The organism is Streptomyces sp. NPDC041784, assembly GCF_055591025.1.
This window is the reverse complement of record NZ_JBVJAB010000001.1, coordinates 763,653-778,124: the sequence shown is the minus strand read 5'-3', so window position 1 is coordinate 778,124 and position 14,472 is coordinate 763,653. Positions and strand designations below refer to the sequence as shown.

The 14,472-nt window shown below is 71.2% G+C and carries 12 protein-coding genes, 1 other RNA gene and 1 pseudogene; 12 read left to right on the top strand and 2 right to left on the bottom strand.

Translation table 11 applies throughout. From position 1 onward, the window contains the following. Positions 1–402: pseudogene (locus ACZ6D7_RS03455) on the top strand (hypothetical protein); the annotation flags it as partial. Positions 403–490: 88 nt separating this feature from the next. Here the strand turns inward: ACZ6D7_RS03455 and ACZ6D7_RS03450 are convergent. Further along, positions 491–682, bottom strand: coding sequence for a hypothetical protein (locus ACZ6D7_RS03450; protein WP_469482881.1), 192 nt, complete (start codon positions 680–682; stop codon positions 491–493). Between the two features lie 238 nt (positions 683–920). Here ACZ6D7_RS03450 and ftsE point away from each other — a divergent pair, with 238 nt between their 5' ends. From ftsE to ACZ6D7_RS03420, 6 genes are all read left to right on the top strand, one after another. Next, a complete protein-coding gene (ftsE, locus tag ACZ6D7_RS03445; RefSeq protein ID WP_030780423.1) occupies positions 921–1,610 on the top strand; it encodes a cell division ATP-binding protein FtsE in 690 nt (229 codons plus the stop codon). A 36-nt stretch (positions 1,611–1,646) separates the two neighbouring features. Next, complete coding sequence (ftsX, locus tag ACZ6D7_RS03440; RefSeq protein ID WP_469482879.1) at positions 1,647–2,564, top strand: permease-like cell division protein FtsX; 918 nt, start codon at positions 1,647–1,649, stop codon at positions 2,562–2,564. A 67-nt stretch (positions 2,565–2,631) separates the two neighbouring features. After that, positions 2,632–3,801, top strand: coding sequence for a S41 family peptidase (locus tag ACZ6D7_RS03435; RefSeq protein WP_469482877.1), 1,170 nt, complete (start codon positions 2,632–2,634; stop codon positions 3,799–3,801). An 82-nt stretch (positions 3,802–3,883) separates the two neighbouring features. After that, complete coding sequence (gene smpB, locus ACZ6D7_RS03430; protein ID WP_469483024.1) at positions 3,884–4,426, top strand: SsrA-binding protein SmpB; 543 nt, start codon at positions 3,884–3,886, stop codon at positions 4,424–4,426. Positions 4,427–4,531: 105 nt separating this feature from the next. Then, positions 4,532–4,921, top strand: a transfer-messenger RNA (tmRNA) gene (gene ssrA / locus ACZ6D7_RS03425). Between the two features lie 79 nt (positions 4,922–5,000). Next, the gene (locus ACZ6D7_RS03420) at positions 5,001–5,360 is read left to right on the top strand and encodes a hypothetical protein (protein WP_469482875.1); all 360 of its coding nucleotides are present in this window, start codon (positions 5,001–5,003) and stop codon (positions 5,358–5,360) included. A 113-nt stretch (positions 5,361–5,473) separates the two neighbouring features. On the opposite strand, the gene ACZ6D7_RS03415 is transcribed toward ACZ6D7_RS03420, so the two are convergent. Continuing rightward, on the bottom strand, positions 5,474–6,823 hold the full coding sequence (locus ACZ6D7_RS03415) for an MFS transporter (protein WP_469482873.1): 1,350 nt from the start codon (positions 6,821–6,823) through the stop codon (positions 5,474–5,476). A gap of 83 nt (positions 6,824–6,906) precedes the next feature. Between ACZ6D7_RS03415 and ACZ6D7_RS03410 the strand changes: the two genes are divergently transcribed. The 5 genes from ACZ6D7_RS03410 (at position 6,907) to ACZ6D7_RS03390 (ending at position 14,472) form a co-directional block, all read left to right on the top strand. Further along, entirely contained in the window at positions 6,907–7,920 is a 1,014-nt protein-coding gene (locus ACZ6D7_RS03410; RefSeq protein WP_469482871.1) for a LysR family transcriptional regulator, read from the top strand. 286 nt (positions 7,921–8,206) lie between these two features. After that, the gene (locus tag ACZ6D7_RS03405; RefSeq protein WP_469482869.1) at positions 8,207–8,914 is read left to right on the top strand and encodes a hypothetical protein; all 708 of its coding nucleotides are present in this window, start codon (positions 8,207–8,209) and stop codon (positions 8,912–8,914) included. 549 nt (positions 8,915–9,463) lie between these two features. Next, positions 9,464–11,566 (top strand): bifunctional polysaccharide deacetylase/glycosyltransferase family 2 protein, encoded by a 2,103-nt coding sequence (locus tag ACZ6D7_RS03400; RefSeq protein WP_469482867.1) that lies wholly within the window; start codon positions 9,464–9,466, stop codon positions 11,564–11,566. Further along, positions 11,563–12,810 (top strand): acyltransferase family protein, encoded by a 1,248-nt coding sequence (locus ACZ6D7_RS03395; protein ID WP_469482865.1) that lies wholly within the window; start codon positions 11,563–11,565, stop codon positions 12,808–12,810. The genes ACZ6D7_RS03400 and ACZ6D7_RS03395 overlap by 4 nt, the downstream gene beginning before the upstream one ends. A 249-nt stretch (positions 12,811–13,059) precedes the next feature. Further along, complete coding sequence (locus ACZ6D7_RS03390) at positions 13,060–14,472, top strand: nitrate/nitrite transporter (protein ID WP_469482863.1); 1,413 nt, start codon at positions 13,060–13,062, stop codon at positions 14,470–14,472.

Sequence of the window (14,472 nt, the reverse complement as noted above, 5' to 3'; positions counted from 1 at the left end):
AACGGTGGCACGGGCGACAACGGCGGTACCGGCGACAACGGCGGTACCGGCGACAACGGTGGCACGGGCGACAACGGCGGTACCGGCGACAACGGTGGCACGGGCGACAACGGCGGCACCGGCGACAACGGCGGCACGGGCGACGGTGGTTCGGAGTCCTCCACCGGCGGTTCCGGTACCGACACCGACGGCACCTCCACCCAGGAAGAGGGCAGCTCCGCGCTGACCGACACCTCGGACGCCTCCGACACCACCGCTCAGGGCGGCGGCGGGGAGCTGGCCGAGACCGGTGCCGGCCAGACGACCTTCCTCATCCTCGGTGCCGCCACGATGATCGCGGGCGGTGTCGCCTTCCGCGTGCTGCCGCGCCTCGTCGTGGGCCGTGGCGGAGCCGCTGCCTGACGGTAGCCCCGCCCGTACGCGACGTACACACGAAGGGGCCCGGAGCTGCGAAGCTCCGGGCCCCTTCGGCGTCGTACGCGCCGGGTGCCTACACGGTCTGGTGGGCCAGCAGTGCCAGCGCGGCCACCAGCACCGCCAGCAGCGCGATCAGCGCCATCGGGTTCAGTCCCGCGAGGAAGTTCTCCTGCTGAAGCCTCTCGCGGTTGGCACGGCACACATGGCACCGGCCCTCGCTCACGGGCGCCGCGCAGTTAGCGCACACCAGCCGGTCGTACGTCATGCGCTCGCCCTCCTTGCACCGGTTCCACAGAGACACAACGCTCTCGGGGACGCGAACGTTCCCCTACCACTCTGCCAGGTTCCCGCAGAGGGCGCGCGGCCCGCCCGGAGAGTGGGGAGCGGACAAAGTCCCGTACAAAAACGCACAACCCTCCCGCAACCTCTCCCGGCGACTGCGCTGGCACACCGGGTTCGCGTATGGTCACGCTCATCTACCCCCGGCGACCCGTGGTGCATCCGTGATCCGATTCGACAACGTCTCCAAGGTCTACCCCAAGCAGACCCGCCCCGCACTCAGGGATGTCTCCCTCGAGGTGGAGAAGGGCGAGTTCGTCTTCCTCGTGGGGTCCTCCGGCTCCGGAAAGTCCACCTTCCTGCGGCTGGTGCTCCGCGAGGAGCGGACCAGCCACGGCCAGGTGCACGTCCTGGGCAAGGACCTCGCGCGCCTCTCCAACTGGAAGGTGCCGCAGATGCGCCGCCAGCTGGGGACGGTGTTCCAGGACTTCCGGCTTCTGCCGAACAAGACGGTGGCGGAGAACGTCGCCTTCGCGCAGGAGGTGATCGGCAAGTCGCGCGGCGAGATCCGCAAGTCCGTGCCGCAGGTGCTCGACCTCGTCGGGCTCGGCGGCAAGGAGGACCGGATGCCGGGCGAGCTGTCCGGTGGTGAGCAGCAGCGTGTGGCCATCGCGCGCGCTTTCGTCAACCGGCCCAAGCTGCTCATCGCCGACGAGCCCACCGGCAACCTCGACCCGCAGACCTCCGTCGGCATCATGAAGCTGCTCGACCGGATCAACCGGACGGGCACGACCGTACTGATGGCCACGCACGATCAGAACATCGTGGACCAGATGCGCAAGCGCGTCATCGAGCTGGAGCAGGGCCGCCTCGTCCGCGACCAGGCGCGTGGCGTCTACGGCTACCAGCACTGACCGCGACCGTCCACGGAAAGGCCTCAAGAACACGCCATGCGTGCCCAGTTCGTACTCTCCGAGATCGGTGTCGGTCTCCGTCGCAATCTGACGATGACCTTCGCCGTCATCGTCTCCGTCGCCCTGTCCCTGGCGCTCTTCGGCGGCTCGCTGCTGATGAGCGACCAGGTCAACACCATGAAGGGCTACTGGTACGACAAGGTCAACGTCTCGGTCTTCCTCTGCAACAAGAGCGACGCCGAGTCGGACCCCAACTGCGCCAAGGGCGCGGTCACCGAGGACCAGAAGAAGCAGATCAAGACCGACCTCGACAAGATGTCGGTGGTCGACTCGGTGACGTACGAGTCGCAGGACCAGGCGTACAAGCACTACAAGGAGCAGTTCGGCGACTCCCCGCTGGCGGCCTCCCTCACGCCGGACCAGATGCAGGAGTCGTACCGCATCAAGCTGAAGGACCCGGAGAAGTACCAGGTCATCGCGACCGCCTTCGACGGCCGGGACGGCGTGCAGTCGGTGCAGGACCAGAAGGGGATCCTCGACAACCTCTTCGGGCTGCTCAACGGCATGAACTGGGCCGCGCGGGCCGTGATGGCGCTGATGCTCGTGGTCGCGCTCATGCTGATCGTCAACACTGTGCGTGTCTCGGCGTTCAGCCGACGGCGTGAGACCGGGATCATGCGGCTGGTCGGCGCCTCCGGCTTCTACATCCAGGCGCCGTTCATCGCCGAGGCCGCCGTCGCCGGCCTGATCGGCGGCACGGTCGCCTGCGGGTTCCTGGTGATCGCCCGGTACTTCATCATCGACCACGGCCTGGCCCTGTCCGAGAAGCTGAATCTGATCAACTTCATCGGCTGGGACGCCGTTCTGACGAAGCTTCCGCTGATCCTCGCCACCAGCCTGCTGATGCCCGCGCTGGCCGCTTTCTTCGCGTTGCGCAAGTACCTGAAGGTGTGACGCACGCCCCGAGGGTCGTACGGTCAAGCGACCGTACGGCCCTTTGCGTTCCCCTAGACTCACCGCCATGTCAGGCCGTGACCTGTTCTGTCAGCCCCGCCGTTTCGGCCGCGGGGCCGCCCTGACATTGGTGTTCGCGAGCGTGCTCGTCGCCGGTGCGGCCACCGGCTCCCTGCCCGGTGACACCCGTCGGGCCGGCTCGGGCGAGACCCGCGGGGCGGCCCCGGCCGGACACTCCGAGGACGTCACCCGGGCCGCCGAGGAGGCCGCGGCCGACGGCAAGTCGCCCCTGGAGGCCGCCGAGCGTGCCGTCAGCCGCAGCGGGGACCGCTGGGCGGCCGTCTACTCCCAGGGCGAGTACGAGGAGTTCGAGGAGTCCCTCGACGGCCGGTACACCGGCGTGGGCCTGGTGGCCCGGCGCGAGCGGGACGGCCGGATCGAGGTCACCGAGGTCCGCTCCGGGTCCCCCGCGGCCGCCGCCGGGATCCGCGCCGGCGACCGGCTGCGCAGCGTCGACGGACACCCGGTGGACGGCAGCCCGGTCACCGAGGTCGTCTCCTTACTGCGCGGTGACGCCACGGACGCGCCCGCCGGTACGACCGTCACGCTCGGCCTGGAACGCGGCACACGCGCGTGGAACGAGACCCTGCGCCGGGCCCGGCTCTCCACGGACTCCGTCACCGTCCGCCGCCTCGCCGACGGCGTGACCGTCATCAGGATCGCGGCCTTCACCAAGGGCGTCGGAGCCGACGTCCGCACCGCCGTACGGCAGGCCCCGGCCGGCGCCGGGATCGTCCTGGACCTGCGCGGCAACTCCGGCGGCCTGGTCACCGAGGCCACCGCCACCGCCTCCGCCTTCCTCGACGGCGGCCTGGTCGCCACCTACGACGTCGACGGCGCCGAGCGCGCCCTGCACGCCGAGCCCGGCGGCGACACCGCCAGACCCCTGGTCGCGCTCGTCGACGGCGGCACGATGAGCGCGGCCGAGCTGCTCACCGGCGCTCTGCAGGACCGGGGCCGCGCGGTGGTCGTGGGCTCCCGCACCTTCGGCAAGGGCTCGGTGCAGATGCCGAGCCGACTGCCCGACGGCTCCGTCGCCGAGCTGACCGTCGGCCACTACCGCACCCCCTCGGGCCGTACCGTCGACGGCACGGGCATCACCCCGGACCTGGACGCCACCGACGGGGTGCTGGAGCGGGCCGAGACCGTCCTGAGCGGCCTCGGCGACGCGTCCTGAGCGTTCTTTCGCGGGCAGCGCGTAATCGGCTTTCCCATAGAGCCCGTCCGGGTGCGAAAATGGCGGGACTATGAGCAAGGGAATGTACGTACCGAAGGAGTCCCAGCCCAAGCAGGGCGGGGCGGCCGCCATCGCCAGGGACGGCGAGAAGGGCGGCAAGCGCAAGATCGTCGCGCAGAACAAGAAGGCCCGGCACGACTACGCGATCGTCGACACCTACGAGGCGGGGCTGGTGCTCACCGGCACCGAGGTGAAGTCGCTGCGCCAGGGTAGGACCTCGCTGGCCGACGGCTTCGTCCAGATCGACGGGGGCGAGGCGTGGCTGTACAACGCCCACATCCCGGAGTACAACCAGGGCAGCTGGACCAACCACTCCGCGCGCCGCAAGCGCAAGCTGCTGCTGCACCGCGAGGAGATCGACAAGCTGGCCGTGAAGTCCGAGGAGACGGGTCACACGATCGTGCCCCTCGCCCTGTACTTCAAGGACGGCCGGGCGAAGGCCGAGATCGCGCTCGCACGCGGCAAGAAGGAGTACGACAAGCGGCAGACCCTGCGGGAGCAGCAGGACCGCCGGGAGACGGACCGGGCGATCGCGGCGGCCAAGCGCAGGCAGCGGCACGCGTAGCCCGCGGAATACAGTGGCATCGCCGTCCGTTGTTCACGTACGATGCACTTGTGCCTCACAGCAGGCACGAGGAACCCTCCTCGGAGGGGTTTGAAAAATCAACATGGGGATGATCGGTTTCGACAGCGGCTGTCGAAGCAGGGGAAGCGTGTCGAGGAAGCGGCAATGATCTCGTAAACCATATGTCGCAAAAAATAATCGCCAATACCAAGAGCGATTCCCAGTCCTACGCCCTCGCTGCCTAATTAGGTAGTGAGTGTAGGACCCTTAATGGGTGTCAGCCCGGGAGTGTTCCCGGCCCGGATCCTGGCATAATCTAGGGGACTAAACCATCGAGCCCGGTCACGGGGTTCGATGGGAAATCAAACAGTGACTGGGCCCGTCGGCGACTTGTTCGCGTGATCGCCGGGGCCGAGAAAATCACAGCGAACTGCACACGGAGAAGCCCTGATTCTGCACCGTTGGACGCGGGTTCGATTCCCGCCATCTCCACTCATCCCATGTGGGCGAAAGCCCCGTCGCTCACGAGCGGCGGGGCTTTCGTCATGTGTGCGGCCTTGCTGAGGAGGCTCTCTTGAATTCGACGCACATCACGCTGCTGGGCGAGTACCGCGCGTATCCGCTGCGCGTGGACCCGCACGACGACTTCGCGCCGGACGACCCCCATGCCGCCCTCGGCCTGTCCGACGCCCTGGTCGCCGATCTGTCGGCGTGGGCGAAGGACATCGACGCGGCCATGAACACCTGGCTGGGCGACCGTGACGACGTCCGCTGGGACATCGCGTTCCGGCGGCTGCACGAGGAGGGCGAGGCGCTCGCCGAACGCCTCGCCCGCGAACTCGGTCCCGCCCGGACCGTGTCCTACGAGGGTGTCCAGGGCGTGTCCTGCGCCGTGCTGGGCACCCGCCTCGGCAACCCGGTCGACGCGGGCTGAACGTGGCGGGCGCCCGTCACGGGATCGTCCGCGGTGCTGTGCCTGGAGGCTCGAAGCGCTTCGACGGGGGTAGGCAGGGGGACAGGACGGGTGCGAGGACGGGTGCGAGGGCGTCAATGGGGCGCGGGGGAACGGACGGGGGAGCGGTCGGCCGACCGGACGGGCGGCCGGGTCGCGAGGGAGATGAGCAGGGCGATGGCCGCCGCCGCGAGCGGTACGGCGTAGCCGGTCGCGGGGGAGAGGTGCTCGGCCGCCCAGCCTCCCGCCGCGCTGCCGGCCGCGATACCGCCGAGCAGGCCGGTCACGGCCAGGCTCATGCCCTCGTTGAGGCGGGCGGCGGGGATGCGCTCCTGGACCAGGGCCATGGTGGTGACCATGGTCGGCGCGGTCGCCATCCCGGCCACCAGCAGCGCGCCGGCCAGCAGCGGGAGCGAGCCGAGGGCGGCCGCCGCGAGCAGCGGGAGGGCCAGCAGCGCGGTCATCGCGGCCACGCACCACGGGTACCGGCGCGCGGCCGGGCCCGACGGCCGCAGGGTCCCGTACGCCAGACCGGCCGCGCAGGAACCGGCCGCCTGGAGCGCGAGGACCGCTCCGGCCGCGGTGCGGTGTCCTCGTTCGTCGGCGAACGCGATCGTGACGACCTCCGTGGCGCCGAACACGGCGCCCAGGGCCAGACAGCAGGCGAGGAGCGGCGGGATGCCGGGCGCGCGCAGCGGGGATCCGGCCTTGGGGCGGGGGTGGGCGGGCGGCTCGGTCGCGCGCTGGGCGGCGAACACCAGGACGCCGGTGACCAGCAGCACCACGCCCGTCAGCGTGCCCGCCTCCGGGAAGAACGTGCCGCACAGGAAGGCCGCGAGAACCGGGCCCAGCATGAAGCACAGCTCGTCGGCGGCCTGTTCGAAGGAGTTCGCGGTGTGCAGGGCGGCGGGGTCGTCGCGCAGCAGGTGGTTCCAGCGGGCGCGAGACATGCCGCCGGTGTTGGGGGTCGTCGCGGTGGCGGCGTACGCGGCGAACAGGGTCCAGTCCGGGGCGCCGTGGCGGACGCAGAGCACCAGGGCGAGGCTGCCGAGCGCGGCGAGGAGCGTGGCGGGTACGGCGATCCGGGCCTGCCCGTACCGGTCGACGAGCCGGGCGATCCAGGGCGCGACGAGGGCGGTCGTCGCGAGCCCGGCCGCGGTGACGGCGCCGGCGAGGGCGTACGAGCCGCGCGTACCGGCGATCATCACGACCGCGCTCACGCTGAACATGCCCATGGGGAGGCGGGCGAGGAGGTTCCCGGCGGTGAAGGCACGGGTGCCGGGGAGGGAGAGGAGGCGGCGGTAGGGGGTGAGGGGGTTGGTGCGGGGCCGCGTGGGACGGGTGTGGTGGTGGGTGGTGCCGTCGATGGAGTGGTCGGTGGAGTGGTCGGTGGAGCGGTCGGTGGAGCGGTCGGTCGTGGGGTCGGTGGGCGGGTGCGGGGGCATGGAGTGAGCCTCGCCCGGCGGTGATCAAGGGGTCCAACACCTGTTCGGGGCCGATTCACGCATCCGCGTTGTAAGTTCTGCGGATGTCCGCTCATCTGGATCCCCGCCTTCTGCGCGCCTTCCTCGCCGTCGCCGAGGAGCTGCACTTCACGCGTGCCGCCGCGCGTCTGTACGTCGCCCAGCAGGCGCTCAGCCGGGATGTACGGCGGCTGGAGCGGGAGTTGAGCGCCGAGCTGTTCGTGCGGACCACCCGGCAGGTGACGCTCACCGCCGACGGGGAGCGGCTGGTGCCGTACGCGCGGCGGGTGCTCCAGGCGCAGGACGATCTGCTCGCGGCCTTCGGACAGGCCCGGCCACTGCTGGTCGACCTGAACACGCCCGGCCTGGTCACCGGGCGGCGGGTGCTGCACCGGGCCCGTGAACTCGCCCCCGAGCTGGAGCTGATGGCCCGCTACGAGAGCGGGCTGACGGGCGCGGCGGTGGAGATCGTCGCGGGCCGGCTGGACGCGTCGTTCGGACGGTACGCGGGCCTGGACCCGGCGCTGAGACGGCAGTTGGAGCACCAGCTCGTGCGGTTCGAGCCGATGGCGGTCGTGCTGCCCGAGGGGCACCGGCTGGCGTCGCTCGCGGAGGTGCCGCTGGCCCGGCTGGCGGGGGAGACGGTGTACGCCGGCGCCGGGAATCCGCGCACGCCCGAGTGGACCGATCTCGCGCGGCTGCTCTTCGAGGGGCGCGGGATCGCCGTCGCACCGCCGGCTCCGCTGGTCGTCGGGGGCGAGGAATTCCAGCGGATCATGGAGAAATGGGGCAATCCGGTCCTCGCGGTGGTGGACTTTCCGGCCATGCCTGGGGCGGTGCTACGGCCGCTCGTCGATCCGGTCCCTTTGTCCCCGGTGTCGCTGGTGTGGCGAAAGGGGCTGGTCCATCCGGGACTCGACGCGCTTCGACGGGCCGCGGCGGAGATCGGCGGTGCGGAAGGGTGGCTTCGGAGGCCTGTCGAGGGATGGATTCCAGCCACGGACATGGGCATGCCATCTGTGTGCAAATCACACATCACGAACACGGAGCCCAAGGCTGCGCTAGATTCGTCGACCTGAGCGCAGTGGGGTGAAAGGGGCGCGAGAACCGGGTGGGGGCCCGGTTCCGTCGACGGGCGCTCATGGTCGTACGCGCACCCAGAACTGTTCCGTGGGGAGAAGTGCGCACGTGAAGGAATGGCGGGAAGACACCCAACCGGAGTGGCCGGAGCCGGCCCCTCCGACCCGGGACGTGCCGGTCATGGGCGCGGGGGGAAGATCCGGTCTCTTACGGGACGTCACGGTGGAAACCGGTACAACGGTCGCCTCGAACAAGGTGTCCGAAAATGAACCTCTGAGCGGGTCGGTGGATGCGGGGCCTGCGCGTTCCGGGCTCGTCGACCCCTGGGCGGAGCGGACGGGCGACGCCGGGCGCGACCACGACCCGGACGAGGTGACCGTCCAGATCGACTCCCCGCACCCGGCGGCGGCCCGGGACGGCGGCCAGGAGGCCTCCGACGTCCCCGTCTTCGTCGACGAGTCGGGACGCCGCAGCCGGACCTTCCGCCGGATCGGCATCTCCGTCGGCGTCGCCTGCGGCGCGTACGCCGTCGTCATCGTCGCCACACTGCTGTCGGGCAACGCCGGGGCGCCCTGGCTGCCGGTGCCGGGGCAGGGCGGCGACGACAAGCCGGCCGGCGAGGTCGACGCCACCCGGGGGCCCAGCGCCTCGGCGACACCCCCGGCCGTACTGCCCGGCTTCGCGGCGCCCGGCACCCCGGGCGTCACCGCCTCCGCGTCCGGTGTCGTACCGGTCCGTCCCGGGGCGAGCGCGACCGGCGCCGCGTCCGGGAGCGCGGCGGCCCCGACCGGGGCGGCGCCCCCGCGGCCCACCCCGAGCGGCACGACCGGGCCCAGTTCGGTGCCGAGCGCCTCCGCCTCCGTGGACCCCGGTCCGACCAGTTCGGTCATCGGCGGCACCCCGACCCCGCCGCCGGCGTCCACCCCGCCGCCCGCCAGCCCTTCGGCCGACTCCTCACCGCCCCCGGCGGGCGGCACCGACACGGTCACCTGACGTACGGGACGGCCGGCCCTTGAGGCTGCCGTTCACGGGACGGCCGGCCCCTGAGGCCGCCGTCGTCGGCCACCACCCGAGCCGCGTGACCTTCGCGGCCGGGGCCGTACCGCCTCATCCGGGCGGGCAACCGTCTTTGCGGCCGGACCCGTGCAGGGCCCACCGCACACCCGGCGTGCGGCCCCCGTCGCATCACCCTTGCAGCCGGCCGGCCGGTCCTCACCGGCCCCCGTCGCTCGCCTCTCACCCCGTCCGATCCTCGCGTCGGTTGTCCGCCGCCTGATCCTCGTCCCCGGAGTACGTCCACCGATGGCACCACGTACCAGTCGACGCTCGGCCCGACGGGCTGCCGTCGGGCAGTCCGCGCGATCCTCCTCGCCGCCCTCCTCGCCCTCGTCCCTCTCGTCCGGCTCCGCCGGGGGGTCCTTACCGGAAGGGGGTGAGGCGGGCGGGCGCCGGCGGCGGCGGTCCGCGGGGCGGCAGGCCCGGGGCCGGCGGCTGATCCCGCTGCGGCTCAGGCATCTGCTGCCACTGGTCGTCCTGTTCGCGATGATGGCGATGCTGATGCTGCGCGGCTATGTACACAGCGAGATCCTCGCCGACTACCGCATCCGCCCCGAGGCCGCCGCCGACAAGGTGCCGCAGAAGATCCGCGCCGGCGGCCCGGTCGTCGACACCCGTGGCGGCGGGGCCACCAACCTCGACGTGCCGGACCGCCGGATCGTGCTCACCTTCGACGACGGCCCCGACCCGAAGTGGACCCCCGAGGTCCTCGACGTCCTGAAGAAGCACCGCGCGCACGCCGTCTTCTTCATCACCGGCACCATGGCCTCCCGCTACCCGGACCTGGTGAAGCGGATGGTGGACGAGGGGCACGAGATCGGGCTGCACACCTTCAACCACCCCGATCTCTCCTACCAGTCCGAGAAGCGCATCGACTGGGAGCTGACCCAGAACCAGCTGGCCCTGGCCGGAGCGGCCGGTATCCGCACGTCCCTCTTCCGCCCGCCGTACTCTTCCAGCGCCGATGCCCTCGACAACGCGTCCTGGCCGGTCACGCAGTACGTCGGCAGCCGCGGCTACCTCACCGTCCTGACCACCGCCGACAGCGAGGACTGGCGCCGGCCCGGCGTCGAGCAGATCATCCGCAACTCCACTCCGGAGCAGGGCAAGGGCGCGATCGTCCTCATGCACGACTCCGGCGGCGACCGCAGTCAGACGGTCCGGGCGCTCGACAGCTACCTGCCCGAACTCCAGGCGCGGGGCTACCGGTTCGACCACCTCACCGGTGCCCTGAAGGCCCCGAGCGCGCACACCGAGGTCACCGGGGTCGACCTGTGGAAGGGCAAGGCCTGGGTGTTCCTGGTCGCCGCGTCGGACGACATCACCTCCGTCCTCGTCGTCGGCCTCGCCGCCATCGGCATCCTCGTCTTCGCCCGCTTCGGGCTGATGCTGCTGCTGTCCGCCCTCCACACCCGCCGGACCCGTCGCCGCGGCTTCGTCTGGGGGCCCGACGCGCCCGTCACCGAACCCGTGTCGGTGCTGGTGCCGGCGTACAACGAGGCCAAGTGCATCGAGAACACGGTGCGTTCGCTGATGACCAGCGAGCACCCGATCGAGATCGTCGTGATCGACGACGGCTCCAGCGACGGCACCGCCCGGATCGTCGAGGACCTCGCCCTGCCCGGCGTACGCGTCGTCCGTCAGCTCAACGCGGGCAAGCCCGCCGCCCTCAACCGGGGCATTGCCAACGCCCGGCACGACCTCATCGTGATGATGGACGGCGACACCGTCTTCGAGCCGTCCACCGTCGGCGAACTCGTCCAGCCCTTCGCCGACCCGCGCGTCGGCGCCGTCGCCGGCAACGCCAAGGTCGGCAACAAGGACACCCTCATCGGCGCCTGGCAGCACATCGAGTACGTGATGGGCTTCAACCTCGACCGCCGGATGTACGACGTCCTGCGCTGCATGCCCACCATCCCCGGCGCCGTCGGGGCCTTCCGCCGCACCGCGCTGAACCGGGTCGGCGGCATGAGCGACGACACCCTCGCCGAGGACACCGACATCACCATGGCCATTCATCGGGACGGGTGGAAGGTCGTCTACGCCGAGAAGGCGCGCGCCTGGACCGAGGCGCCCGAGTCCGTCCAGCAGCTGTGGTCCCAGCGCTACCGCTGGTGCTACGGCACCATGCAGGCGATCTGGAAGCACCGCCGGGCGGTCGTCGAACGCGGCCCGTCCGGCCGGTTCGGCCGCGTCGGACTGCCCTTGGTCTCCCTCTTCATGGTCGTCGCCCCGCTCCTGGCCCCCCTCATCGACCTGTTCCTCGTCTACGGGCTGCTCTTCGGGCCCACCGGGAAGACCATCGCGGCCTGGTTCGGTGTCCTCGCGGTGCAGGCGGGCTGCGCGGCGTACGCCTTCGTCCTGGACCGCGAACGCCTCACCCCGCTCGTCTCCCTCCCGCTCCAGCAGCTCCTCTACCGGCAGCTGATGTACATCGTCCTGCTCCAGTCCTGGATCACCGCGCTCACCGGCGGCCGGCTGCGCTGGCAGAAGCTGCGCAGGAAGGGGCAGGTGGCGGCGCCGCCCGGGGAGGCCGCCCCGGCCGAGGCGGGCCGGGCGGCGGCGGCCGTGGACGGGGGCGCGGCATGACGAACAGCGACATCCGGTCCCAGGACGTCAGGGAGGCGGACGCCGGCGGTGACCGGCCCGCCCCGGACGCGCTCCCGTCCGTGGACGCGCCCCCGGCCGTGGACGCGCCCCCCGCCCCGAAGCGTGGGCGTGACCGCTACTTCGACCTGCTGCGCGCGGTCGCCCTCTTCCGGGTCGTCCTCTACCACCTGATGGGCTGGGCCTGGCTGCCGATCGTCTTCCCCTCCATGGGCGTGATGTTCGCCCTGGCCGGCAACCTGATGGCCCGCTCCCTCACCGGACGCCCGGCCCTGGACGTCGTACGAGGACGGCTACGCCGGCTGCTGCCCCCGCTCTGGCTGTTCGGCGCGGTCGGGGTGAGCGGCATGCTGCTGGCCGGCTGGGGCCCCGACGACGACGGCGGGTCCGGCTGGTGGTGGCTCCACCTCACGTTCTGGATCCTGCCGGTCAGCGACCCGCCGTACGGCGAGGGACTGCCCGGCGCGCACGGGCTGATCACCGACGACTGGGCCGTCGCCATGGGCGTACCGCTCTGGTATCTGCGCGCCTACCTGTGGTTCGTCCTCCTCTCCCCGCTCCTGCTGCGTGCCCTGCGGCGCGTGCCCTGGCCGACCGTGCTCGCGCCGATCGCGCTGTCGGCCGCCCTGGAGTCCGGCGCGCTGACCGTGCCCGGCTGGCGGGTGGAGGCCGGACTCAGCGACCTCGGGGCGTTCGGCGCGTGCTGGCTGCTGGGCATGGCGCACCAGGAGGGCCTGCTGCGCCGGCTGCCCCGGTACGTGGTGCCGTCGCTGGCGCCGGCGGTGGCCGGGACCGGCCTCTGGTACGCCTTCACGCACGACCTCAGGGAGGGGCACGACCTCGACGACATGCCGTTCGCCCAGTCCCTGTGGTCCTTCGCGGTGGTCCTGCTGCTCCTGCACCTCAGCCCGTCTTGGTCCGCGTGGCCGCGCCCGCTGCGCCGCTGGGACCGGCTGATCACGCTGCTCAACTCCCGGGCCGTGACGATCTATCTGTGGCACAACGTCTGCATCGCCGTGACCGAGGCCCTCCGGGACCACCTGTGGAGCGTCGCCTGGCTGGAGGACACCACCCCCTGGCTGCTGGAGAGCCCCTGGCCACAGCTCCCCTTCATCTGGCTCCTCACCGCCCTCTGCGTTCTCGGCTTCGGCTGGACGGAGGACCTGGCGGCCCGCCGGGCCCCCCGCCTGTGGCCGGACGGCCGGGAGCGAGCCCACCGGGCCTGAAGACGACCGCGGCGCCGTGGCCGTCCCGGGGGCGTCGGCGCCGGCGGGAGCCGGAGATCGTCCCGGCCGGGCGCCGGACCCGCCGCGTACTCTTGCGCGGAACCTCTCACGCCGTCCTCGCCGGAGGTGAGAGCAACGTTCCCTTCCGGTCACCCACAGGCACAGTGCGGAAACGCGTCCTCCCTACCTTCGGGACTCATCACCGCTCATCACCGCGAACCACCCGAGCCCGGAGCACGTGGAGGCGTCATGACAGCCCCTGGTACAGCCCCCGCACCCCCGCCCGCCCAGACCACCCCGACCGTCCCGAAGCGGGGGAGCCGCTGGATCGAGGAGTGGGACCCCGAGAACGAGACGTTCTGGAACGACAAGGGTGAGAAGATCGCCCGCCGGAACCTCGTCTTCTCCGTCCTCTCCGAGCACATCGGCTTCTCGATCTGGACGATGTGGTCCGTGCTGGTGCTCTTCATGGGCCCGGAGTACGGCCTCACCCCGGCCGACAAGTTCCTGCTGACGTCGATGGTGACGCTGGTCGGCGCGACCGTCCGGGTGCCGTACACCTTCGCCGTGGCGATCTTCGGCGGCCGGAACTGGACGATCGTCTCCGCCGCTCTGCTGCTGATCCCCACCGTCGCCGCGTTCACCGTGATGGAACCGGGGACCTCCTTCAACACCTTCCTGCTGGTCGGCCTGATCGCGGGCATCGGCGGCGGCAACTTCGCCTCCTCCATGACCAACATCAACGCGTTCTTCCCTCTGCGGAAGAAAGGGTGGGCGCTCGGGCTCAACGCGGGCGGCGGCAACATCGGCGTGCCCGTCATCCAGCTGATCGCCCTCGCCGTCATCGGCGCCAGCGGCGGCCCGCGCGTGCTGCTCGGGATCTACATCCCGCTGATCGTGATCGCCGCGGTCCTCGCCGCGCTCTACATGGACAACCTCGCGTCCGTGAAGAACGACACCGGCGCGGCCAAGGACGCCGCCAAGGACGCCCACACCTGGATCATGTCCTTCCTCTACATCGGGACGTTCGGGTCGTTCATCGGCTACGCCTTCGCCTTCGGCCAGGTGCTCCAGGTCCAGTTCGGCCGTACGCCGCTGCAGGCCGCGTACCTCACCTTCATCGGCCCCCTGCTCGGCTCCCTGATCCGCCCGGTGGGCGGCTGGCTCGCCGACAAGTACGGCGGCGCCCGCATCACCCTCTACAACTACGTCGGCATGGGCGCGGCCACCGCCGTCCTGATCTTCGCCAGCATGCAGAAGTCGCTGCCGCTCTTCGTCGGCGTCTTCGTGGCGCTGTTCATCCTCACCGGCCTCGGCAACGGGTCGACGTACAAGATGATCCCCGGCATCTTCCAGGCGAAGGCCGTCGCCAAGGGGCTTCAGGGCGAGGAGGCGGCCGCCTACGGGCGACGGCTCTCCGGTGCCTCGATGGGGCTCATCGGTGCGGTCGGCGCGCTCGGCGGCGTCGGCATCAACCTGGCCTTCCGTCAGTCCTTCCTCTCCTACGGCTCCGGGACGGGCGCGTTCGTCGCCTTCCTCGCCTTCTACGGTCTGTGCTTCGTGGTCACTTGGGCCGTATACCTTCGCCGCCCGGCGGGCCGGGTGACCGCCGCCAGCTCGGCCTCCGAGGCGAAGCCGCAGCTCAGCTACGCCGAGGTGTGA

What these genes read in the sequence shown, in the direction of transcription:
- ACZ6D7_RS03395 (WP_469482865.1), top strand. Translation starts at nt 11,563, where the DNA reads ATGACGAACAGCGACATCCGGTCCCAGGACGTCAGGGAGGCGGACGCC.
- ftsX (WP_469482879.1), top strand. Translation starts at nt 1,647, where the DNA reads ATGCGTGCCCAGTTCGTACTCTCCGAGATCGGTGTCGGTCTCCGTCGC.
- ACZ6D7_RS03400 (WP_469482867.1), top strand. Translation starts at nt 9,464, where the DNA reads ATGATGGCGATGCTGATGCTGCGCGGCTATGTACACAGCGAGATCCTC.
- ACZ6D7_RS03410 (WP_469482871.1), top strand. Translation starts at nt 6,907, where the DNA reads ATGTCCGCTCATCTGGATCCCCGCCTTCTGCGCGCCTTCCTCGCCGTC.
- ACZ6D7_RS03415 (WP_469482873.1), bottom strand. Translation starts at nt 6,823, where the DNA reads ATGCCCCCGCACCCGCCCACCGACCCCACGACCGACCGCTCCACCGAC.
- ACZ6D7_RS03390 (WP_469482863.1), top strand. Translation starts at nt 13,060, where the DNA reads ATGACAGCCCCTGGTACAGCCCCCGCACCCCCGCCCGCCCAGACCACC.
- smpB (WP_469483024.1), top strand. Translation starts at nt 3,884, where the DNA reads ATGTACGTACCGAAGGAGTCCCAGCCCAAGCAGGGCGGGGCGGCCGCC.
- ACZ6D7_RS03450 (WP_469482881.1), bottom strand. Translation starts at nt 682, where the DNA reads ATGACGTACGACCGGCTGGTGTGCGCTAACTGCGCGGCGCCCGTGAGC.
- ACZ6D7_RS03435 (WP_469482877.1), top strand. Translation starts at nt 2,632, where the DNA reads ATGTCAGGCCGTGACCTGTTCTGTCAGCCCCGCCGTTTCGGCCGCGGG.